Origin of the sequence: Candidatus Mycolicibacterium alkanivorans (genome assembly GCF_022760805.1) — a bacterium.
GTDB classification, from domain to species: Bacteria; Actinomycetota; Actinomycetes; order Mycobacteriales; family Mycobacteriaceae; genus Mycobacterium; species Mycobacterium alkanivorans.
This window is the reverse complement of record NZ_JAIVFL010000001.1, coordinates 1594608-1615481: the sequence shown is the minus strand read 5'-3', so window position 1 is coordinate 1615481 and position 20874 is coordinate 1594608. Positions and strand designations below refer to the sequence as shown.

The window sequence follows — 20874 nt, the reverse complement described above, 5'->3', positions numbered from 1 at the left end:
ACCGTCGAAGTATGGCCGTGTTAACCGATGAAGAAATTGATTCTGCCATCAAGGATCTCGGCGGCTGGGAGCGCACCGGCGGTGCCCTGCGCCGCTCGGTGAAGTTCCTGACGTTCCTCGACGGCATCGACGCCGTGCACCGCGTCGCCGAACACGCCGAGAGTAAGGACCATCACCCCGACATCGATATTCGCTGGCGGACAGTCACTTTCGCCCTCGTGACACATTCCGAGGGCGGAATCACCGACAAGGACGTGCAGATGGCATCCGCCATCAACGGGATTGTCGGCGACCGCTAGCCACGATCCAGGCCAGCGTTGCCAGCGTTGCCACGAGGTAGATCAGGCCCGGCCAGGCCAGATACCAGGGCCGGCTGATCTGCCAGATCGTCGGCTGGGCGAAACTGAGCAGCCATGGCACGCCGATCAGTGTCAGCACCAGCCAGCCCCAGCCCAGCAACCGCGCGCCCGCGCGGGTTCGCCACGGCCCGTGGATGAGCCAGATCATCAACGGCACCAACCACACCCAGTGATGAGTCCATGAGATCGGCGAGATCAGCAGGCCGAAAAGCTGCACCACCAACAGCGATCCGAGGCGGTCGCCGTCCAGCGCGCACCAGGCCAGCACCGCCAGCACCGCCGTCACCGCAATCCCGGCCAGCACGACAGGCCCGTAGCCGGCATCGTGACCGAGGATGCGCGAGATGGCGCCGCGCCAGGACTGATTGAACGAGGTTCCGATCGGGCCGACGCGGCCGGCGTCACCGAGCAGGTCGGTGAAATAGAAGCGGGCCTGCTGGCCGATCACCGCGACCGACAGCCCGACGGTGGCGAAGAAGACGACCGCCGAGAAGGCCGCTGCACCCCAGCGGCGCATGCCCAGGAAGTACGCCCCGGTGATGGCCGGGGTCAGCTTGATCCCGGCCGCCACACCGACCAGCAGGCCCGACAGCCACCACCGGCTGCTGTAGGCGGCGTACAGGACAGCCAGCACCAGGATGACGTTGATCTGCCCGTAGTCGAAGTTGCTCCGCAGCGGTTCGACCCAGATCCCCACGGCGGTCCACTGCATCGCGACTCGGTGGCCTTGCCAGGCCGGCGCGCCAAGGAGCCGCTGGCTGACCCGGACCACGCCGTAGAGGGCGGCGACGATGCCGAGCTGCCAGCAGAACGCGACCAGCCCGAACGGCAGCAGATGCAGCGGGTAGAACACCAGCGCCGCGAACGACGGGTAGGTGAACGGCAGCGGGAAGTCGGGCGTCTGGTCGGCGTAGACGTAGGAGTACAGCGTGCCAGGGTGATCCAGCGCGCCCGCGCCGCCGAGATAGACGTGCAGGTCGACAAAGTTCGCACCGCTGGGCACGAGGTAGGTCCACGCCAGCCTGGCCGCCACGCTGATGGCCAGCAACACCGGACCCAGCCAGGCTGGCCGCGCCGCCGAGGCCGTCGTGTCCACCGTGCGACTGTAGCCACGCAACCGGATCACCGAAGGCAATCACGTCCGTAACGGTTGAATAACCACCACACGTGTCACTTGAGTAACTCTAGTATCGGACTACCTTCGGGTTCAGACCTGCACTCGAGGGATTGGGATGACCATGTCACGTTTCAGAAAACTGTTCGCCGCCAACGCGATTGCAGCTGCCGGGCTCTGCTCGGCTGCGGTCGCACTCAGCGCGTCCGCCGCCGCCGACCCGGCTGCACCGCCCGTCACGCCCGGCCTGCCTGCGCTCAACGTGCTGCAGCAGTTCGCCACCAACCCGGCCAGCGCCGCGGCACTGCTGCAGACGGCGGCCACCGCGCTCACCGGCGCGTCGTCCATTGCCGGCGCACCGGCGCAGACCGTGCCGGTCTCGCCGATCGCGGGCGCACCTGCCCCCGCACCGCTGCCCGGCGCCCCGGTCACCGCACCCGCCGCGCCGGCGGCCGCACCGACCGCTCCAGCCGCTGGTGGCGTGGCCGGGCCGATCATCCCGCTGCTCAACCAGCTCGGTGTGCCGGCCAGCCTGGCCAACCTCACCCCGGACGCGATGCCGTTCCCGGTCGCGGTGGGCAACAACCCCGGCATCAGCAACCCGCCGGTGAACACCCCGGGCCAGGTGCCGCCCGCGGCCAGCCAGCCGCTCGCACCGGCCGGGGCCGGGCTCGGCCAGCTGCTGCCGCTGTCCGCCCTGCCCTGACCGCCACCGACCCGATGAGGGAGCGCACTGTGTCGCAGATCGCCAAGCTGGCCGCAAGCCTGACCACCGCCGCAGTCCTCGCGGCGATCATGAGTCCGGTGGCGTCCGCTGACCCGACCATCCCGCTGGATCCGGGGCAACTGCCCGGCCTCGAGGCCGTGCAGAACCTCAGCCCGGTGATCCAGCAGGCGGCGGCGACTCCCTCGTCGGCGCAGCAGCTTCTGCTGGCTGCTGCGTCCCAGTTGGCCGGCAACGCCACCACACCCGCCGGCTCGGCGGCGCTGGCGCAGCAGGTCACCAAGTTCGTGCAGGAGGGCGGGGCCGCCGGCCTCCTGGCCCGGCGCCTGCGGCGGCCTCCCCGCCACCCAGGCCCTGAGTGGCGTCGCGCACGGCACCGCGCCGCTGTTGACGCCCGGCCCCGGCAACGGCCCCGTCCCCCTGCCTGAGCACATCCCGGCTCCCGGCGCCCTGCCCGGTGCCGAGGCCCATCTTCCCGAGGGCATCGATCCGACGCACGCGGTCGGCCCGGCGCCCGACGCGTTGCCCGAGGTGCCGACGCCTGTCACGCCGGTGACCCCGGCTGCCCCTGCCGCGGTGCCGACCGGCAACTCGATCACAGCGCCCGGGCCGACTCCGGCGCCCGCGCCCGCGCCGAACTACGACCCGGCCGCCCCGCCGACCCAGGACTTCATGTACCCGTCGATCAGCAACGGGTGCCTGGCTGACGGCGGCAACGTCATCGCGACCGCGATCTCGGTTGCTGGGCCCGCGAAGATCCCCAGCCCCGGGCCGGGCCGGGGCCAGACCGCCTACGTGTTCACCGCTGTGGGCACGCCGGCGCCGGCCGCCGAGCAGAAGCTGCCGCTGAATGTCACGTGGGTCAACCTCACCACCGGGCGGTCCGGTAGCGCGACGCTCAAGCCCAACCCGGCGATCAACCCGCAGGGGCCCACGACGCTGACCGCCATCGCCGACACCGGCTCGGGCAGCATCATGTCGACGATCTTCGGCCAGGTGACCACCGTCGAAAAGCAGTGCACCTTCATGCCGACGATCGGCTCGACCGTAGTCCCCTGAGGCGGCGAATTCGCGCGCTAGGCTTGAGGAATCCCGGCCCGACGATGGATCGGCCCGTGCTGTGGGCCATGCTCCGCGACCACGCCGCCTACCAACCCGCCACTACAGCCGCGGCGGCTTGGCGACGTCGTTGAGAATCTCCTCAGCCTTCGCTTTAGCCTTCGTCTTCTTCTCTCTCTCTCCCCGATCCAGCGACCCCTTGTCGACCACATCGGCGATCGACATGTGGGTGCCGGCCCTGCCGTAATCACCGGCGGCCGACCGCCACCCGCTGGGGGTCACCCCGTACTGCTTACCCAGCAGCGCCAGGAAGATCTTGGCCTTCTGCTCACCGAAGCCGGGCAGAGCCTTGAGCCGGCGCAGCACCTCGGCCCCGTCGGGGTTGCCGTCGAGCCACAGCCGTGCCGCCTCGCCGTCGTAGCGGTCGACGATCTCACGGGCCAGGTCCTGCACACGCTTGGCCATGGAACTCGGAAAACGATGCACCGCAGGGGTTTTCGCGAACGCCTCGGCGAACTCGGCCGGGTCGTAGTCGGCGATCAGCCGCGGGTCGATGCCGCCGATGCGCTCGACGATCTTGCGCGGGCCGGTGAACGCGGTCTCCATCGGAACCTGCTGGTCGAGAAGCATCCCGGTCAGCAAGGCGAACGGATCCTCGGACAACAGGTCGTCGGACGCGGGATCCTGGGTGAGCTGCAGTCTCGCCATGGGCGACAGTCTAGGACGACCCGGTGCCGAAAGATCAGCCACTTCGAGCCGCTCGGGCATGGACGATCAGGTCGGTTCGGGGGTCGGTGTCGCTCGATTGTGCGATCGTGGAGGCGATTCCCGGTGGATACGCCCCCTAGGAGACGGTCATGAGAAGAGTAATTGCACCTATTGTTGCGGCGGTCATCACCGCTCTTGCCTCGGCCGGCACGGCTCAAGCGATACCAGACCAGGGCACGCCGGAATTCGACCTTTATATGCAGGGCCTGCAACGCAATGGCTACAACCTGAATCCAGACACTGCATGGCGCGTTGCCCATCAGGCGTGTATCGGCGGCATACCGGGATACATCGGTCTGGAACTGGCCGCTCAAGGAGTTATCGGCCCCGGTGCACAGGAGCGAGTTTTCGACGTGGCCCGAAAGTACGCCTGCCCCGTTCAATAAGTGGGACCACCGCGCGCTGCAAGCCCCGAGCTCGGATTCGCCCACCGGCCGCGTAGGTCCAGGCACGCGCAGCAGGACAGGAGAGGAAGATGTCGGGTGCGGTCGCGCTCGCGCTGGCGGTCACACTCGCGGCGGTGGCGTTGATCGTGGGCGCCATCGCCGTCCTGACCCGCAACGTGGTCAGCACGCCGGCCGAGCGCACGGTGCATGCCGCACTGCACACCGCCTCGCTGGCGGCCCGCTCGCTGCGCAGGGGCCTGGACGTGGATTCCGCGGCCGGCGCCGCCCCGCACTTGCGCGCCCTGACCGGCTCCGATGGCGTCGCCATCTACGACGGCGACGCGGCGCTGCTGGCGTTCGACCCGCCGGGCGATCCGTTGTGGACGCCGTCCACCCTGGACCTCTGTCACCAAACCGCACGTGAGGCGATCACCGGCCAGCGTCGGGTGCTGGCCCGCGAACAGTCCCCCGCCGTGGTGGCCCAGCCGATGCTCGACGACGACGGCGTGGTGATCGGTGTGCTGGTCGCGGTCAACACCGCCGAACCGGCCCCCGGCATGCTCGGCGCCATCGGCGAGGTCGCCCGCTACGCCGCCAGCCAGCTCGAGCTCGCCGAGCTCGCCGCCTCCCGCGCCCGCCTGGATCGCGCCGAGGTGCTGGCCCTGCGCGCCCAGATCAGCCCGCACTTCATCTACAACGCGCTGAACACCATCGCCTCGTTCGTCCGCACCGACCCCGCCCGCGCCCGTGACCTGATCCTGGAATTCGCCGACTTCACCCGCTACTCGTTCCGCTCGGCGGGGCCATACACGGCGCTGGCCGACGAGCTGCGCAACATCGACCGGTACCTGACGCTGGAGCGGGCCCGCTTCGGCACGGCCCTGTCGGTCACGCTGCAGGTGGCCCCCGAGGTGCTCACCGTCGTGGTGCCCTTCCTGGCGCTGCAGCCCCTCGTCGAGAACGCGGTGCGCCACGGTCTGGCCGGGCGACAGGGCGGGTCGATCGAAATCGTCGCGCGCAACGAAGGATCCGACTGCGTGATCAGCGTCGAGGACGACGGCGTCGGCATGGATCCGGAGATCTTGCGGTCCGGGCACGGTGACGTTCTGGGCGATGGCGAACAGGCCGCACATGTCGGATTGACCAATGTCGACCATCGGCTGCGCGCGGCGTTCGGCAACGATTACGGTCTGGTGGTCGAGACAGCCCCGGGCGCCGGGACCAAGGTCATCATGCGGGTGCCCAAGTTCCGGTCGGGTGTCCGGGCTTAGAGCGACGGGAGGTAGGGTGCAGCTTTCGGTGCTGGCCGTCGAAGACGAGGCGCCCGCCCTCGACGAGCTCGCCTACCTGCTGGGCGAGCACCCCGAGGTCGGCGAGGTGGTCGGCGTCGGGGACGCGACCTCGGCCCTGCGCATCCTCAACGAGCGCGGTGTCGACGCGATCTTCCTCGACATCAACATGCCCGGACTGTCCGGCCTCGAATTGGCCAGTGTCCTCGGCAACTTCGCCCATCCGCCCGCGGTCGTGTTCGTCACCGCCCACGACGACAAGGCCGTCGCTGCCTTCGAGATCGGTGCACTCGACTATCTGCTCAAACCGATCCGCAAGGAGCGCCTCGACGATGCGGTGCGCCGGGTCTGCGCGGCCCGCAGCGCCGAACCGGTCCCGCAGCCCGAGGAGCCGGTCAACGACGAGGTCATCCCGGTCGAACTCGGCGGGGTCACCCAACTGGTCCGCTGCGACACCATCGGCTGGGTGGAGGCCGAAGGCGACTACGCCCGGCTGCACGCCGCGTCGGGATCCCATCTGGTGCGAATCCCGTTGAGCACCTTGGAGGAGCGCTGGCGCAACCGCGGCTTCCAACGCGTGCACCGCTCGTATCTGGTGGCGCTGAACATGGTCACCGGGCTGCGCACCTCCGGGGCGTCCACCATGGTGCGGTTGCGGGCCAACGGCACCTCCCCCGCCGCCGAGTTGCCGGTCAGTCGCAGGCAGGCCCGCGAGCTTCGCGACCGTCTCATCCGTGACCCGATGCGCGCATTCCGGCCCGGCGGCAATGACTAGACCGGGTCGGCCCCAACGCGAGCGCATCGTGCTGGCCCACCGCCGCGGCACCCGCGTGGTGCACACCCGCGTAGAGGTGCAGGAGCAGACCGAAGTCGGCGACGCGCTGGTGCGTGGCCTGGTGCGCGCCCAGTTGGGGCTGGCTCTGCGGCTGGCCGCCGTGGTGGCCGGCGGGATGGCCGCACTTCCGTTGCTCAACGCCGCGTCTCCCGAGCTGGCTGCGATCACCGTGTTCGGGATGCGGCTGAACTGGCTGATCCTGGCGGTACTCGCCTATCCGGCGATGTACGGGGTGGGCCGGCTGTTCATCCGGCTCGCCGAGCAGGGTGAGCGCGACTTCATGGGTGTGGTCGACGAGGACGGGCCCGACCGGTGAGTTCCTCGGCGGCAACGGCGTTGACGGCGGGCGGCCTGCTGGCCGCGGCGGTGGCGACGGTGGCCGTGGGCGCCTACGGCGTGCGGCTCGCCCGCACCACGTCGGACTTCCTGGTCGCCTCCCGCACTGTCGGCGCCCGGTGGAACGCCGCCGCCATATCGGGCGAATACCTCTCGGCGGCTTCGTTTCTCGGCGTCGCCGGGCTGATCGCCAAGTACGGCGCCGACGCCCTGTGGTATCCGGTCGGGTTCACCGCGGGTTACCTCGGGCTGCTGCTGTTCGTCTCCGCACCGCTGCGCCGCTCCGGTGCCTACACCGTTCCCGACTTCGCCGAGTTCCGGCTGGGCTCCGCGCGGCTGCGCCAGGTGGCGATGCTGGTGGTGGTGACGGTGTGCGTGCTCTACCTCGTCCCGCAGTACCAGGGTGCCGGGCTGACCTTGAAAACGCTTCTCGGCGTACCGGTTTGGATAGGGCCGCTGCTGGTCGGCGCGATCGTGATCGTCAACGTGGTCGGCGGCGGGATGCGCTCGATCACGTTCGTCCAGGCCTTCCAGTACTGGCTGAAGCTGACCGCGATCGCGGTGCCCGCACTGGTCCTGCTCGTTCACTTCGGCACCGAGCACCCCCCGCTCGGCGGGCCGCTGCCGCCCACGGTCGACCAGCAGACCACCGTCACCGTCGAAGCCGACGTGGTCGTCACGATCGTCGACCCGGCCGGCGTCACCGCGAGCGGTCCGACACTCAACGGCCACCTGCCCGGGCCCGGCCAGTACACGCTGCCGAAGGGGACGACCCTGAGCGTGGCCGCCGGCGCGCAGACCCCGGTGATCGCCGGGGTACCCCCGACGGGCGCGCAATGGATCGGCAGCGGCGGTGGCCTGGGCGGCAAACACCCGCTGTACCAAGTGTTTTCGATCATCGTCGCGACGTTCCTGGGCGCCATGGGCCTGCCGCACGTGCTGGTGCGCTTCTACACCAACCCCGACGGCCGCGCGGCGCGGCGGACGGCCCTAGCGGTGATCGCGCTGCTGTCGCTGTTCTATCTGTTCCCCACTCTGCTGGGGGTGTTCGCCCGGCTCTACGTTCCCCAGTTGCTCATCACCGGCAAGTCCGACGCGGCGGTGCTGCTGCTGCCGTCGGCCGCCATCGGCGGGCTGCCCGGTGAGCTGATCGGGGCGCTGGTCGCGGCGGGCGCCATCGCGGCCTTCCTGGCAACCTCGTCAGGTCTGCTGGTCAGCGTCGCCGGCGCGCTGGCCACCGACGTGCTGCGCGGCAGGGTGCGCGACTTCCGGCTGGCTGCCGTGATCGGCGGACTGATTCCGATTCCGCTGTCGCTCATCGCCTCGACCCTGGAGCTGTCGCGCGGTGTCGGTCTGGTCTTCGCCGTCGCGGCCTCCACCCTGTGCCCGCTGCTCGTGCTGGGCATCTGGTGGCGCGGACTGACCGCAAAAGGCGCGGCGGCCGGGCTGATCGTCGGCGCGTTGTCCTCCGGGCTTGCAGCGCTGTTGGCCGTGACCGGCTGGGTCGACCACGACGCGCTGCGCGGCTGGCCGGCCACGCTGATCGGGTATCCCGCCACGATCACGGTGCCGCTGGCCTTCACGACGATGGTGATCGTCAGCCGTCTCACCCACGCCGAAGTCCCGGCCGAGGTCGCCCGCGTATTTGCCCGGATGCACGTCCCGGAACGCCTGGGCATGGGCGTGGAGCGCGTCCCGCGCGGTTGACCCTCCTACCGCTCGTCGCCTCCGGACAACCGTCCAGCGCAGGCTCCGACAGTTCATCTCATGAGCCTAGGACTGTGACCCACCTCTCAATAGCCTGTGAACATCATCGAGTTCACAACCATAGGAGCGTGCGGTGCCCTCAACTGACATTCCGCCGCGGGAGACCCAACCCAGCGGCGCTCAATACCTGGCCGTACAGGCCAGCCCGGAGTTCCAGGAGCTGCGCCGCACCTTGCGCCGCTTCGTGTTCCCCACCACGGCGTTCTTCCTCATCTGGTACGCCAGCTACGTCCTGCTCGGCGCCTTCGCCCACGACTTCATGGCCATCAAGGTGTGGGGCAACATCAACGTCGGCCTGCTGCTGGGCCTGGGCCAGTTCGTCACCACCTTCCTCATCACCGGCCTCTACGTCCGGTTCGCCAACCGTGAGCTCGACCCGCGCGCGGAGAAGATCCGCAACGAAATGCGTTGGAGCGCGCAGTGAATCATCTGAGCGTGCTCGCCGAGAGCAGCAAGATCGGCAACCCGGCCGTCAACATCGGCATCTTCGTCGCCTTCGTCATCATCACGCTTGCCATCGTCATCCGCGTCGGCCGCCGCAACACCAACGCCGCGGAGTTCTTCACCGGTGGTCACGCGTTCTCCGGTCCGCAGAATGGCATTGCGATCGCCGGCGACTACCTGTCGGCGGCCAGCTTCCTGGGCATCGCCGGGGCGATCGCGGTATACGGCTACGACGGGTTCCTGTACTCGGTCGGCTTCCTGGTCGCGTGGCTGGTGGCACTGCTGCTGGTGGCCGAATTGCTGCGTAACACAGGCAAATACACGATGGCTGACGTGTTGAGCTTCCGGCTCAAGCAGAAGCCGGTCCGGCTGGCCGCGGCTACCTCGACCCTGACGGTTTCGCTGTTCTACCTGCTGGCCCAGATGGCCGGGGCCGGCGGCCTGGTGGCACTGCTGCTCGACATCCACGGCCGCACCGCGCAGTCGTTCGTGATCGCGATCGTCGGCGTGCTGATGATCGTCTACGTCCTGATCGGCGGCATGACCGGCACCACCTGGGTGCAGATCATCAAGGCCATGCTGCTCATAGCCGGGGCGGCGGTGATGACGATCCTGGTGCTGGCCAAGTTCGGCCTGAATTTCTCCCAAATCCTGGGCTCCGCACAGAGCATGGTGCACGAGGCCACCACCAAGGGCGTGTCCAGTCGCGACGTGCTGGCCCCGGGCGCCCAGTACGGCGGCTCGACCACCTCGAAGATCAACCTGCTGTCGCTGGGTTTGGCTCTCGTTTTGGGCACCGCCGGTCTGCCGCATGTACTGATGCGCTTCTACACGGTGCCGACCGCCAAGGAAGCGCGCCGTTCAGTGGTGTGGGCGATTGGCCTGATCGGTGCGTTCTATCTGTTCACCCTGATCCTGGGCTATGGCGCTGCGGCACTGGTCGGCCCCGACAAGATTCTCAAAGCGCCCGGCGGGCAGAACTCCGCAGCACCGCTGCTGGCCTTCCAACTCGGTGGCACGATCCTGCTCGGCGTCATCTCGGCGGTGGCCTTCGCGACGATCCTCGCGGTGGTGGCCGGCCTGACGATCACCGCGTCGGCCTCCTTCGCCCACGACGTCTACGCCAGCGTGATGAAGAACCACAAGGTCACCGAGGACGAGCAGGTTCGGGTCTCGCGCATCACCGCGGTGGTGCTGGGCATCGCCGCGATCGGGCTCGGCATCCTGGCCAACGGGCAAAACGTCGCATTCCTGGTGGCGCTGGCATTCGCGGTGGCGGCCTCGGCCAACCTGCCGACGATCGTCTACTCGCTGTACTGGAAGCGGTTCAACACCCGCGGTGCGCTGTGGAGCATGTACGGCGGGCTGATCAGCTGCATCGTGCTGATCGTCTTCTCGCCGGCGGTGTCCGGGACGAAGACGTCGATGATCCCCGGCGCGCACTTCGACTGGTTCCCGCTGGCCAACCCGGGCATCGTGTCGATCCCGTTGGCGTTCATCCTCGGCGTCATCGGCACGCTGACGTCCTCGGACACCGGCGACCCGGAACTCAACGCCGAGATGGAGGTGCGTTCCCTGACCGGCGTCGGCGCCGAGAAGGCCACGCACCACTAGTGCGGCCCCGCCGGGAGTTCGTTGGGTCAAGAGGTTGTCGCAGACCGCCCGATCGTCGAGGGCGACAGGCCGCTGGGTTTGGTGATCAGCGTTCGGCGCCAACGCTTTCCGCGACGAAAAGCGACTAACCGCTCTTGCGGCGGAACTCCCGGCGGCTCTCCACCGGTCCGTGCGCCCTGGGCTGCTTGGCGCCGCCGTCGGCGTGCCCGGCACCGCCGGCACCCTTCGCCTTCTTGCGCTCCAGCGCCTCACGGAACTTGCGCCTGGTGTCGTCCTGCGGATCGGACTCTGAGTCGGCCATGCTGGCAGCCTAACCGGTTCAGCGGATACCCGGCGGCATCCCGTAGACGTGGGAGATCGGCAGTTTCAGCAGCACCCGCCGGTCGGCGACCATCGCCCGGCGGTAGTCGTCCCAGTCCGGGTGCTCACCAGCGATGTTGCGGTAGAGCGCAATCAGCGCCTCAACGGTGTCATCGTCCGGCGCGGCGGCGGGCGGGGTGAGGATCGCATCTCCCTCGGCGACGGCGTAGGCCCAACCGTCGTCGGAGGCGACCAGAAGCGAGGCTCGCGGATCGCGGCGCAGATTGCGGGTCTTGGCCCTGGGCTCGGCGATGGACACCTCCACCGCCAGGTCGCGCGGGTCGAAGTGATAGGTCACGTTGGACAGCTGGGGACGGCCGTCGCGCTTGATCGTGGCCAGTACACCCAACGAGTTGCCGGCGATCACCGCCAGCAGCTTGTCGTCGAATACATAGCGAGCCATGTCGTCGAGCCTACGTGGGTAGGCTCAGCTGCATGACGCGCTACGCGGCCTTCCTGCGCGGCGTCAACGTCGGTGGCGTCAACCTGAAGATGGCCGACGTGGCCACGGGGTTGCGCGAGGCGGGATTCGACAACGTGCGCACCATCCTCGTCAGCGGCAACACAAGTCCTCGACCACCACCCGCAACCTGCGCACGCTGGGGAAAGTCCTGCGCTGAACCCACGCCGCTCGCTCGCCAAGCGTGCGTTCCGTGCGAGGTCCGGGCCCAGCTCAACGGCCGCGCACTCCTGGCCGGGCTGCCCGGAGCGATTCTGTACGACCCGATGGCGATCCAACTGCGCGACTTCATCGGATCGACTACGGCAAGTTCGGACGCAAGCGCCAGGAGATGGCCCTGCGCTCGCTGCCCGTCGACCGCTGCGCCCTGAACTACCTGCGCACGCACCCGAAGGCCACCGTCGTCGCGCTGGCCGAAGGGTTCTAGGAGGGCACTGAATAACCCCTCCGGTGGGTGGCGTGTCTGACGGCCGTGGGTGGTGTGTCGTGTGATGATGTTGTGGTGCAAGGGATTACGCGGTCGGAGCGGGAGTTGTTGGACGCGCAGGCGCTGGTCGGGGAGCTGGTGCCGGAGGGGAGCGTGTTCGCGTTTCTGGCTGAGCACCGGGCGGAGTTGTTTCCGGATGAGTTCATCGCCGACCTGTTCCCCTCGGCGACGGGGCGGCCGTCGCTGCCGGCGGATCTGGTCGGGTCGGTGCTGGTGCTCAAGGAGCTCTACGACCTATCCGATCCGCAGACCGCGGAGGCGTTGCGGTTCGACATCCGGTGGAAGGTGGCGTGTGGACGGTCGTTGAGCCAGACCTCGTTCGATCCGTCGACGCTGGTGTACTGGCGCAAGCGGATCGCAAGGTCGGATCGCCCGGACCGGGTGTTCGACGCGGTCGCGCGGGTGATCGCCGACACCGGGGTACTGACCGGGCGGCGTAAGCGGTGCGTGGATTCGACGGTGTTCGACGACGCGGTCGCCACCCAGGACACGGTGACCCAGCTGGTGGCGGCGATGCGGAAGGCGGCGCGGCTGGTGCCCGGCGCGGCCGCGGTGATAGCGCGGGTCGCGAAGCTGGACTACGCGAAACCCGGCAAGCCGGACATCGATTGGGACGACCCTGCTGCCAAACAGGAGCTGGTGTCGGTGCTGGTGTGTGACGCGTTGGCGGTGCTGGCCGAGCTGACCGGACCGGACGCGCCGCAGCGGGAGGCGACCGCGGCGGACGCGTTGGGTTTGTTGGCGTTGGTCGCCGGGCAGGACGTGGAACCCGCCGACGGCTCCGACGGCACCGACGGGCGGTGGCGTATCGCCCGCAAAGTCGCCCACGACCGGGTGATCTCGACGGTGGACACCGAGGCCCGGCACACCCGCAAGTCGAAGTCAAACCGTAAGGACGGATTCCGCGGGCACGTCGCGACCGAACCGGAGACCGGGTTGATCACCGACACCGAGCTGACCAGGGCCGCCGGCGAGGAGGGCAGCGACGCTGTGGTCGGAGAGCAGATGATCGCCCGCGACAGCTACCACGGCACCGGCGCCGACGACGCGGGCCCGGACGCGGCCCCGCCCATCGCCGACACACCGGGCGGCACCGATGACGGTGCGACGCAACCGGATCCGGCCCGAAGCCGGCACACGGGCGAGGACTCCTCCTCATCCTCCTGGGTTGGTGCGGTTGTCGATGGGGTGGCCGCCGGGACCGCCGAGAACGGGCGCCGGTCGGGGCTCGAGGTGTACGGCGACTCCGCGTACGGCACCGGCGAAGCCCGCGCGAAGTACCGCGACGGCGGGCACGACACGGTGATCAAACCGAAGCCGCTGTGCCCGGCCGTGCCCGGCGGGTTCACCCTCGACGACTTCACCATCGACGAGCAGGCGCGCACCGTCACCTGCCCGGGCGGGCACACCCGGGTCATGAGCCCTAAACGCAGCGTCACCTTCGGCAAGCTGTGTGCCGGTTGCCCGCTGCGCGACCAATGCACCACCGCCGCCGACGGCCGGTCGATGAGCATCCACGAGCACCAGGCCCTGCTGCGCGCGGCCCGCGCGCAGGCCCGCACCCCTGAGTTCGAACGGGACTACCCGACCCGGTCCAGCGTGGAACGCATCATCGCCTGGGTCGCCACCCAGCGTGGGCGCCGGGTCAAGCTGCGCTACCTCGGTGTCACCAAGAACCACGCCTGGCTGCGCAACCGGGCCGCCGCGATCAACCTGCGCACCCTGGTCAACGCCGGCCTCACCCACCGCGACGGGGCCTGGGCCCTGACCTGACCGCCAGCGCCTCCGGACCGACCCAGTTCACCACCAGCCACCAAGTCACCGTGACGTCGGCCCCAGTTCCCACCAACGCATTTCGGGAAATCCCGGACCACCGCCGCCACGCCGGCCAAGATCCGACCCACCCGTTGTTCAGTGCCCTCCTAGACCAGCTTCTGGCGTCTCGAGGAGGCACTGCCCGACCCCCCGTTCACCTGGGTGTCGGTGGACCTGCCGCCGGTGATCGGACTTCGGCAGCGGCTGCTGCCATCTCCCCGCGCATCACCAACCTCGCACAGTCCGCGCTCGACGTCGGCTGGCCGGACTGGTCGACACCATGCCCGGGGGTGTCAACTGTTGCGTTCCACGACATCCCGATGCCGAAGGGCCGCGGGCTGTTCTTCGAGAAGATCTGCCCCACGCTGAGATCTCACCCGAAGGCCGCGTCGAGATACCGCAGCGCCTCCGGTTTGCCCAGACCCAGCGCCCGCGCGGTCTCGGCGTAGGCGATGGCCGCCGCGGCCATCGCCGCGTCGGCCGGGTCGGCCCTGGCTACGAAAGTGCCGAAGCGTCCTCGGGTCTCGACGATGCCGGCCGCCTCAAGCTCCCGGTAAGCACGAGCCACCGTGTTCACCGCCAGACCCAGCTGGCCGGCCAGCTCGCGCACCGTGGGCAGCCGCGTGCCCGGCGGCAACCGCCCGTCCCGCACACCGTCGATGATCTGAGTTCTCAACTGTTCAAACAGTGGGCGCGCTGCGACTGCGTCCACGCGCAACCAAACGCCCAACTCCGACACATGCTCAGTATCGCTGAGACCGGCTATTTTGGTGGATGTGCGCATAACGGTGCTCAGCGGGGCGGGGATCTCCGCCGAAAGCGGTGTACCGACGTTTCGGGACGACGCGACCGGATTGTGGGCCAAATACGATCCCTACGAACTCTCCAGCACCGACGGCTGGCAAACGCATCCGGAGCGGGTCTGGGCCTGGTATCTGTGGCGCCACCACCTGGTCGCCACGGTGGAACCCAACAACGGCCACCGCGCAGTCGCGGCCTGGCAGGACTACGCCGACGTCGCCGTCATCACCCAGAACGTCGACGACCTGCACGAGCGGGCCGGCAGCAAGCCGGTGCATCACCTGCACGGCAGCCTCTCGGAGTTCTGGTGCGACACCTGCGGGGCCCGCTATCATGCGCCGCTGCCCGACATGCCCGAACCCGAGCTGGAGAAAATGCCGCCGAGCTGTGAGTGCGGCGGACTGATCCGCCCCGGCATCGTCTGGTTCGGCGAACAGCTTCCCGACGGGCCGTGGCGGGCCGCGGTCGAGGCAGTCGCCACCGCCGACGTCCTGGTGGTGGTGGGCACCTCGGGAATCGTCTATCCGGCGGCCGGGCTGCCCGAAGTGGCGCTGGCGCGCGGAACGATCGTGGTGGAGGTCAACCCGCAGCCCACCCCGTTATCGGAGAACGCGACGCTCACCATCCGGGAGTCCGCAACCACGGCACTGCCTACCCTGCTGTTGCAGCTGCCCGCGCTGCTGGAAAACTAAGCGCCTTTCAGCGCCCGCCCCAGCGCGACTTCCTGAACCGGAAGCGGCACCCAGGCCGGGAAGGTCGCCTCGTGACGCGCGGTCTGGATGGAGAAGCCGGCACCGGCGATCGCCCGCTCGGTCTCGCGGTGGGTGTGGCAGTTGCCGGCCAGTCGCGGCCAGATCGTCGCGTCGGCCACCTTCTGCAGTTGGCCGCGCCAGCCCGGCTGCGCGATGTGCTCGAAGTAGCGCAGTTCACCACCGGGCATGAGCACTGAATTGAGTTGGCGCAGAACGCCATCCGGGTCGGCGACCGAACACAACACCAGTGAGCACACCACGGCGTCGAACGGTTCGACGGCCGGCATGGTCTCGATGGTGGACTCGATCACCGTCACCGGGACCGGTGCGGACGCCGTGGCCTGCGCGGCATGCGGTGCCAGCCGGGTCTCGGGTTCGAGCGCGACGACCTCGGTCACGGTGTCGGGATAGAACGCGAAGTTGGTCCCGGTGCCCGCGCCGACCTCGAGCACCCGGCCGGTCAGACCCGCGAGGTTCTCCTTGCGCATCTTCTTCATCGCACCGGATTCGTGGGCGGACAGCACCGTCCAGAACCGTGCGAAGAAGGGGTGGTCGAAGGTCTGTGTGCTCACACCTTCAACGTTAACCGCCGGCGGACAGGCTCTTGGCAACCGAGAAGCCGAGGATCGCGGTGATCCGCCCGGGGTGCGCGCAGAGCGAGGTGCGCGAGGTTTCGCCAGCACCACCCCATCATTGCTGCTGGTTACCGGGGGGAAATGCCGGTTAGCGATGACGCAACGGAGACTTATCCGCCGGAATGACCTAACTCAGGAGTAAGGAGCGACCTGACTCCGGAGTAAGAATTGCCACCATTTTCCGAATCGTGACTCAAAGATTCCTTAATGGTGACCCATACGCTCAGTCCCATGTGGATCGACGACACCAGTGCCGATGTCATCAAAGTCGACTTCGACGCGCTCTACCATGGCGATGTCTTGGTGGAGGGCGACACCTCGGAGCAGTTCGAGGAACGCCCCCCGCTCGCTACCGCCAGCTGACTCGGCGCCGATCGGCGCGTCACCGCACGCATGCGGCGAGGCGCCGATCGGAGTTGAGACGTTGACCGGGACGACCGGCAAATTCTGCGCGCGTAGCAAGCCCGTGCCTGCCTGAGATCAGGCGGGCGCTTTGGCGTCCTGGCCCGGTTTGCTCATCCCGGCGAACGGCTTGGCGGTCTGCTCCCGCGTCTCGGCGATCTCGCGGGCCAGATCCGCCGGCGTCGGCTGCGTCAGCGCAATGATGAACCCCAGCGCACCGGCGCTGACCACCGCGGCGCGCCCGACCCACTGCGTACCGCCCTGAGCGATCGGCCGCTCGACACCGAAGACCTCGGTGAACTCTTCGTCGACTCACTCAATCAGGCGCCCGCTACTACCGCGGAGCCATGCGGATCGCGCCATCGAGGCGGATGACCTCGCCGTTGAGCATCGGGTTCTCGACGATGTGCACCGCCAGAGCGCCGTACTCCTCGGGCTTGCCCAGCCGGGCGGGATGCGGCACCTGCTGACCCAGCGACTGCCGGGCCGGCTCGGGCAGACCCGCCAGCAGCGGGGTGTCGAACAGGCCGGGAGCGATGGTCACCACGCGAATCTGCTTGTCCGCCAGGTCACGTGCGATCGGTAAGGTCATGCCGACCACGCCGCCCTTGGACGCCGAGTAGGCGGCCTGACCGATCTGGCCGTCGAATGCGGCCACCGAGGCGGTGTTGATGATGACGCCGCGCTCCTCACCGACCAGGTCGGTCTTGGCGATGCGCTCGGCACCCAGGCGCAGCACGTTAAAGGTGCCGACCAGATTGATGTTCACCACGCGGGAGAACAGGTTCAGCGGGTAGACGCCCTTCTTGGACAGCACGCGGATGGCGTCACCGGTTCCCGCGCAGTTGACCACGATGCGCAGCGGGCCAAGGGATTCGGCGACGTCCAGCGCCTTGGTGACGGTCTCCTCGTCGGTGACGTCGCCGGGAGCGAACTTCACCCGATCGCCGAGTTCCTTGGCGACCTCTTCACCCTTGGAGGTCGGCAGGTCCAGGATGACGACCTTGGCGCCCTCGTCGAGCAGGGCCTTGGTGGTGGCCAGGCCCAGACCGGAGGCGCCTCCGGTAACCACCGCCACCGCGTCCTTGATCAGCACAGATGTGCTCCTTTCACTATGTCGACCTACTGGTCGGTTGGTGACCGTACCCAATCGTGCAGGACGGCCTCGGTGTCGGCTCCGGGTGCGCCCGGCTCGCGGGGTTTGTCGGGCACCGTGCGCGAGAACCGCGGTGCCGGAGCGGGGAACAGCGAGCCGTTCTCGCTGTAGAAGGTGTCGCGCTCGGTGTTGTGCGCCTCGGTCTCGACCTCGCCGAAGGACAGCACCGGGGTGACGCACGCGTCGCTGCCGGCGAACACCTTCGCCCAGTGATCGCGATCCTCCGAGGCGAACTTGTCGGTGAGGATCGCGCGCAGCTCCGGCCAGCGGGCGACGTCGTTCTGGTCGGGCAGGTCCTTGGGATCCAGGCCCAGCTTGTCGAGCAGTTCAGCGTAGAACTGCGGCTCGATCGAGCCGACCGCGACATGGCGGCCGTCGGTGCATTCGTAGGTGTCGTAGTACGGCGCTCCGGTGTCGAGCATATTGGTGCCGCGGGTGTCGCTCCACATGCCGATGTGCCGGAGGGCCCACATCATGGTGGCCAGCACGCTGGAGCCGTCGACCATCGCGGCGTCGACCACCTGACCCTTGCCGGAACGCTCGCGCTCCCACAGCGCGGCCAGGATGCCGACGAGCAGGAACATCGACCCGCCTCCGAAGTCACCGACGAGGTTGATCGGCGGGACCGGGCGTTCGTTGACCCGGCCGACAGCGTGCAGCACACCGTTGAGTGAGATGTAGTTGATGTCGTGGCCGGCTTGCTGGCTGCGCGGACCGGTTTGGCCCCAGCCGGTCATGCGGGCGTAGATCAGCCGGTCGTTGACCTTGGCGCAGTCTTCGGGGCCCAGCCCGAGGCGCTCGGTGACACCCGGCCGGTAGCCCTCGATGAGCACGTCGGCCTTGGCGACGAGTCTGAGGACCAGGTCGCGGTCCTCCTCGCTCTTGAGGTTGGCGGCCACCGAACGGCGGTTGCGCAGTAGGTAGTCGCTGCCCTTCACCGGGATGCCGGGGTTCTTGCCGGGCCGTTCGACGCGGACCACATCGGCGCCCAGGTCGCCGAGGATCATCGCGGCGTGCGGGCCGGGACCGATGCCCGCCAGTTCGACGACTCGCAAACCCTGAAGTGGTCCCGCCATTGCCCTACCTTTCAGTTGGTAGACCGCCCGGATAACGTACCTGAATAACCAGCCCGAACCGCCGCTCGGGCTCTCACCCTGCGACGTTAGGATGCCGCCATCACCACGATCGACTCGCCCCACACCTACGCCGGCCACGCGCAGCTGACCGTATCGCTGGATGACGGCGTGCTGTCGCTGACGCTCAACCGGCCAGAAAGCCTCAACGCGCTCAACGCGCCGATGCTCGATACGCTCGCCGAGAGCCTGGAGGCCGCCGCCGAGGACCCCTGGGTGAAGGTCGTGCGTCTCGGCGGAGCCGGGCGCGGGTTCTGCTCCGGTGCGGGCATCAGCGCCGAGGATCAGGCCAACCGCTCCGGGATGACCCCGGGCGAGGTTCTCGAGGCGACGAACCGCGTGGTGCGTGCGCTCGTGGCGCTGCCCAAGCCGGCGGTCGCCGTGGTTCACGGCCCGGCGGCGGGTGTCGGGGTGTCGCTGGCGCTGGCCTGCGATGTCATATTGGCTTCGGAGAAGGCCTTTTTCCTGTTGGCATTCACCAGGATCGGGCTGATGCCGGACGGTGGCGCCACGGCGCTGGTGGCTGCGGCGATCGGCCGGATCCGCGCGATGCGGATGGCCCTGCTGGCCGAACGTATCTTTGCCGCAGAGGCTTTCGAGTTCGGTCTGGTGAGTTCGGTGCATCCGGCAGACGAGCTCGACGCGGCAGTGGCCAAGGTGATCGACACGCTGGTTTCAGGTCCGGCAGTGTCGCTGCGCAAGACCAAGCAGGCGGTCAACGCCGCCACACTGACCGAACTCGAGGACGCGATCGGCCGGGAGGTCGAGGGGCAGAAGGTTCTTCTGGCCGCGCCCGACTTCGTCGAGGGCACCGAAGCTTTCCAGGAGCATCGCAAGCCGACGTTCACCGACGACTAGGGACTTCTCGGGCTTGGGCTCTCCGGAGGACCAACCGAGGCCACCGAGCAAGCCGTGTCGATGACCAGTGGGTGGCCTACGAGCTCACCGGCCGGCGCCTTCCCACTCTAGACGACCTCGTCTGAGCCGAATATCGCTGGACCAGACCCCCTTCAGTCAGCCACCATCGGTTCCATGAGCACGCCCTGCGACCTTCAGCCGGTGAAGACACCCGGCGGCTGGCGCGTGCTCCGGCTCTTCAGGTTCCGCGAGTTCCGCCTGCTCATCGCGGCGATGTCGATCTCGCTGTTCGCCGAAGGCGTGTAGACCGTCGTGATGGCGCTGCAGGTGATTGCACCCCGCGGTCCGCTGACCAGGGCCTGTGTCGCTCGTTTTGGGCGTGCGGCGCGGTGGCCAGTACGATGCCTCAGGCGTCGCGGCACCCTGGGGACACCGCGCCGGCACCACCGGAGTGCCGTGGCGGTAGCCGCGACTCGCCGACTCCGGATGGAACCCAAGGAGCCGATGTGAGCACTCGTACCAAGACCCTCGGCGTGGCCGCAGCTTTTGCCGCGATCGCCGTCGCAATCCCGACGGCCGTCCAGGCCTACGCCGAACCGGCCCCCACGCCGACCGTCACCGCGGCGCCGAGCACCTCGGCGATCCCGGTTCCCAGCGTCACCCAGCTGCCCGATCCGCAGGGGCCCGCCTGTGACGCCTACAAGAACGCGGTGCCCACCGGAGCGGGTTCGTTCACCGGCATGGGCAGCGAGGTCGCGTCGGCGGCCATCGCGGCCAACCCGGATCTGAGCACGTTCAGCTCGGCCATCTCCGGCAAGCTGAATCCGGCGGTGAACATCGTCAGCGTCCTCGACGGCGGGCCCTATGTGGTCTTCGCCCCGACCAACGACGCGTTCGCCAAGCTCGACGAGGCCGCACTGGCCAAGCTGAAGAGCGATCCGACCGTGCTGCTGCCGACGCTCTTCTACCACATGGTGCTCGGCTACCTCGGCCCGGAAAACGTGGCGGGCAAGATGCCCACCCAGGACGGCCGGCTGGTCAGCGTCGAAGGCAAGGGCGGTGACATCAAGATCAACGACAGCGCCAAGGTGGTCTGCAGCTACGCCGCCAAGGGTGCGTACATCTACATGATCGACACCGTGCTGACCCCGGGTGAGGGCGGCACGCCGTCGACCTCCAGCACGTCGAGCACCTCGAGCGCCGAGACGACGCCGTCGGCGCCGAGCACCTCCACCGGGGCCCCGGCGGCTCCGGCCACCACGTCGGCCGCGCCGACCACCACCAAGGCGCCGAACGCCTAGCGCGCTTTCCAGACCGGCT

The 20874-nt window shown here is 68.6% G+C and carries 22 protein-coding genes and 7 pseudogenes; 20 read left to right on the top strand and 9 right to left on the bottom strand.

Annotation, left to right across the window (positions count from 1 at the left end):
• The first annotated feature begins 11 nt into the window (after positions 1 to 11).
• On the top strand, positions 12 to 299 hold the full coding sequence (locus K9U37_RS08160; RefSeq protein WP_243071264.1) for a 4a-hydroxytetrahydrobiopterin dehydratase: 288 nt from the start codon (positions 12 to 14) through the stop codon (positions 297 to 299).
• Here the strand turns inward: K9U37_RS08160 and K9U37_RS08155 are convergent.
• Positions 274 to 1455, bottom strand: a complete 1182-nt coding sequence (locus K9U37_RS08155; RefSeq protein ID WP_243071263.1) for a mannosyltransferase — start codon at positions 1453 to 1455, stop codon at positions 274 to 276. The two genes, K9U37_RS08160 and K9U37_RS08155, sit on opposite strands and share 26 nt — an antisense overlap.
• A gap of 142 nt (positions 1456 to 1597) precedes the next feature.
• On the opposite strand from K9U37_RS08155, the gene K9U37_RS08150 reads away from it, so the two are divergent.
• Together K9U37_RS08150 and K9U37_RS08145 are read left to right on the top strand one after the other, a co-directional pair.
• A complete protein-coding gene (locus K9U37_RS08150) occupies positions 1598 to 2179 on the top strand; it encodes a hypothetical protein (RefSeq protein ID WP_243071262.1) in 582 nt (193 codons plus the stop codon).
• 14 nt (positions 2180 to 2193) lie between these two features.
• Positions 2194 to 3256 (top strand): annotated as a pseudogene (locus K9U37_RS08145) (Rv1157c family protein).
• Positions 3257 to 3358: 102 nt separating this feature from the next.
• On the opposite strand, the gene K9U37_RS08140 reads toward K9U37_RS08145, so the two are convergent.
• On the bottom strand, positions 3359 to 3964 hold the full coding sequence (locus tag K9U37_RS08140; protein WP_243071261.1) for an HhH-GPD-type base excision DNA repair protein: 606 nt from the start codon (positions 3962 to 3964) through the stop codon (positions 3359 to 3361).
• Positions 3965 to 4113: 149 nt separating this feature from the next.
• Between K9U37_RS08140 and K9U37_RS08135 the strand changes: the two genes are divergently transcribed.
• The 7 genes from K9U37_RS08135 (at position 4114) to K9U37_RS08105 (ending at position 10695) form a co-directional block, all read left to right on the top strand.
• Complete coding sequence (locus K9U37_RS08135) at positions 4114 to 4410, top strand: DUF732 domain-containing protein (RefSeq protein WP_243071260.1); 297 nt, start codon at positions 4114 to 4116, stop codon at positions 4408 to 4410.
• An 89-nt stretch (positions 4411 to 4499) separates the two neighbouring features.
• Positions 4500 to 5681 (top strand): sensor histidine kinase, encoded by a 1182-nt coding sequence (locus K9U37_RS08130; RefSeq protein ID WP_243071259.1) that lies wholly within the window; start codon positions 4500 to 4502, stop codon positions 5679 to 5681.
• A 16-nt stretch (positions 5682 to 5697) separates the two neighbouring features.
• Complete coding sequence (locus tag K9U37_RS08125; protein ID WP_243071258.1) at positions 5698 to 6474, top strand: LytR/AlgR family response regulator transcription factor; 777 nt, start codon at positions 5698 to 5700, stop codon at positions 6472 to 6474.
• A complete protein-coding gene (locus K9U37_RS08120; protein ID WP_243071257.1) occupies positions 6467 to 6850 on the top strand; it encodes a hypothetical protein in 384 nt (127 codons plus the stop codon). The genes K9U37_RS08125 and K9U37_RS08120 overlap by 8 nt, the downstream gene beginning before the upstream one ends.
• A complete protein-coding gene (locus K9U37_RS08115) occupies positions 6847 to 8577 on the top strand; it encodes a sodium/solute symporter (RefSeq protein WP_243071256.1) in 1731 nt (576 codons plus the stop codon). The genes K9U37_RS08120 and K9U37_RS08115 overlap by 4 nt, the downstream gene beginning before the upstream one ends.
• Positions 8578 to 8710: 133 nt before the next feature.
• Positions 8711 to 9061, top strand: coding sequence for a DUF485 domain-containing protein (locus tag K9U37_RS08110; RefSeq protein ID WP_243071255.1), 351 nt, complete (start codon positions 8711 to 8713; stop codon positions 9059 to 9061).
• Positions 9058 to 10695, top strand: coding sequence for a monocarboxylic acid transporter (locus K9U37_RS08105; RefSeq protein WP_372489435.1), 1638 nt, complete (start codon positions 9058 to 9060; stop codon positions 10693 to 10695). The genes K9U37_RS08110 and K9U37_RS08105 overlap by 4 nt, the downstream gene beginning before the upstream one ends.
• A 124-nt stretch (positions 10696 to 10819) precedes the next feature.
• On the opposite strand, the gene K9U37_RS08100 is transcribed toward K9U37_RS08105, so the two are convergent.
• Entirely contained in the window at positions 10820 to 10996 is a 177-nt protein-coding gene (locus K9U37_RS08100; protein WP_243071254.1) for a DUF5302 domain-containing protein, read from the bottom strand.
• A gap of 18 nt (positions 10997 to 11014) precedes the next feature.
• Positions 11015 to 11458: a PPOX class F420-dependent oxidoreductase gene (locus K9U37_RS08095; RefSeq protein WP_243071253.1), complete on the bottom strand. Its 444-nt coding sequence runs from the start codon at positions 11456 to 11458 to the stop codon at positions 11015 to 11017.
• 32 nt (positions 11459 to 11490) lie between these two features.
• Here K9U37_RS08095 and K9U37_RS08090 point away from each other — a divergent pair.
• From K9U37_RS08090 to K9U37_RS20440, 5 genes and pseudogenes are all read left to right on the top strand, one after another.
• Positions 11491 to 11619, top strand: a pseudogene (locus K9U37_RS08090) (DUF1697 domain-containing protein); the annotation flags it as partial.
• Positions 11620 to 11727: 108 nt separating this feature from the next.
• Positions 11728 to 11939 (top strand): annotated as a pseudogene (locus K9U37_RS08085) (class I SAM-dependent methyltransferase); the annotation flags it as partial.
• 30 nt (positions 11940 to 11969) lie between these two features.
• Positions 11970 to 12344 (top strand): annotated as a pseudogene (locus K9U37_RS20450) (transposase); the annotation flags it as partial.
• An 891-nt stretch (positions 12345 to 13235) separates the two neighbouring features.
• Positions 13236 to 13409: pseudogene (locus K9U37_RS20445) on the top strand (IS5/IS1182 family transposase); the annotation flags it as partial.
• Between the two features lie 9 nt (positions 13410 to 13418).
• Entirely contained in the window at positions 13419 to 13775 is a 357-nt protein-coding gene (locus K9U37_RS20440) for a transposase (protein WP_243071381.1), read from the top strand.
• A 415-nt stretch (positions 13776 to 14190) separates the two neighbouring features.
• Here the strand turns inward: K9U37_RS20440 and K9U37_RS08070 are convergent, their stop codons facing one another.
• Entirely contained in the window at positions 14191 to 14556 is a 366-nt protein-coding gene (locus K9U37_RS08070) for an Rv1152 family transcriptional regulator (protein ID WP_243071251.1), read from the bottom strand.
• A 37-nt stretch (positions 14557 to 14593) separates the two neighbouring features.
• Between K9U37_RS08070 and K9U37_RS08065 the strand changes: the two genes are divergently transcribed.
• Positions 14594 to 15310: an NAD-dependent deacylase gene (locus tag K9U37_RS08065; protein ID WP_243071250.1), complete on the top strand. Its 717-nt coding sequence runs from the start codon at positions 14594 to 14596 to the stop codon at positions 15308 to 15310.
• On the opposite strand, the gene K9U37_RS08060 is transcribed toward K9U37_RS08065, so the two are convergent.
• On the bottom strand, positions 15307 to 15942 hold the full coding sequence (locus K9U37_RS08060; protein ID WP_243071249.1) for a class I SAM-dependent methyltransferase: 636 nt from the start codon (positions 15940 to 15942) through the stop codon (positions 15307 to 15309). The two genes, K9U37_RS08065 and K9U37_RS08060, sit on opposite strands and share 4 nt — an antisense overlap.
• A gap of 294 nt (positions 15943 to 16236) precedes the next feature.
• On the opposite strand from K9U37_RS08060, the gene K9U37_RS19985 reads away from it, so the two are divergent.
• Positions 16237 to 16368, top strand: coding sequence for a hypothetical protein (locus K9U37_RS19985; RefSeq protein ID WP_272888021.1), 132 nt, complete (start codon positions 16237 to 16239; stop codon positions 16366 to 16368).
• 162 nt (positions 16369 to 16530) lie between these two features.
• Here the strand turns inward: K9U37_RS19985 and K9U37_RS08055 are convergent.
• The 3 genes and pseudogenes from K9U37_RS08055 to K9U37_RS08045 form a co-directional block, all read right to left on the bottom strand.
• Positions 16531 to 16677: pseudogene (locus K9U37_RS08055) on the bottom strand (nitronate monooxygenase); the annotation flags it as partial.
• 64 nt (positions 16678 to 16741) lie between these two features.
• Positions 16742 to 17503, bottom strand: coding sequence for a 3-hydroxyacyl-CoA dehydrogenase (locus K9U37_RS08050; protein WP_243071248.1), 762 nt, complete (start codon positions 17501 to 17503; stop codon positions 16742 to 16744).
• Between the two features lie 26 nt (positions 17504 to 17529).
• Positions 17530 to 18639 carry a CaiB/BaiF CoA transferase family protein gene (locus K9U37_RS08045; RefSeq protein ID WP_243071247.1) on the bottom strand — a complete coding sequence of 370 codons (1110 nt, stop codon included), beginning with the start codon at positions 18637 to 18639 and terminating at the stop codon, positions 17530 to 17532.
• 99 nt (positions 18640 to 18738) lie between these two features.
• Here K9U37_RS08045 and K9U37_RS08040 point away from each other — a divergent pair, with 99 nt between their 5' ends.
• The 3 genes and pseudogenes from K9U37_RS08040 (at position 18739) to K9U37_RS08030 (ending at position 20855) form a co-directional block, all read left to right on the top strand.
• Positions 18739 to 19554: an enoyl-CoA hydratase gene (locus K9U37_RS08040; RefSeq protein ID WP_243073277.1), complete on the top strand. Its 816-nt coding sequence runs from the start codon at positions 18739 to 18741 to the stop codon at positions 19552 to 19554.
• A 174-nt stretch (positions 19555 to 19728) separates the two neighbouring features.
• Positions 19729 to 19857: pseudogene (locus tag K9U37_RS08035) on the top strand (MFS transporter); the annotation flags it as partial.
• Positions 19858 to 20060: 203 nt separating this feature from the next.
• Entirely contained in the window at positions 20061 to 20855 is a 795-nt protein-coding gene (locus K9U37_RS08030) for a fasciclin domain-containing protein (protein WP_243071246.1), read from the top strand.
• Positions 20856 to 20874 lie beyond the last annotated feature (19 nt).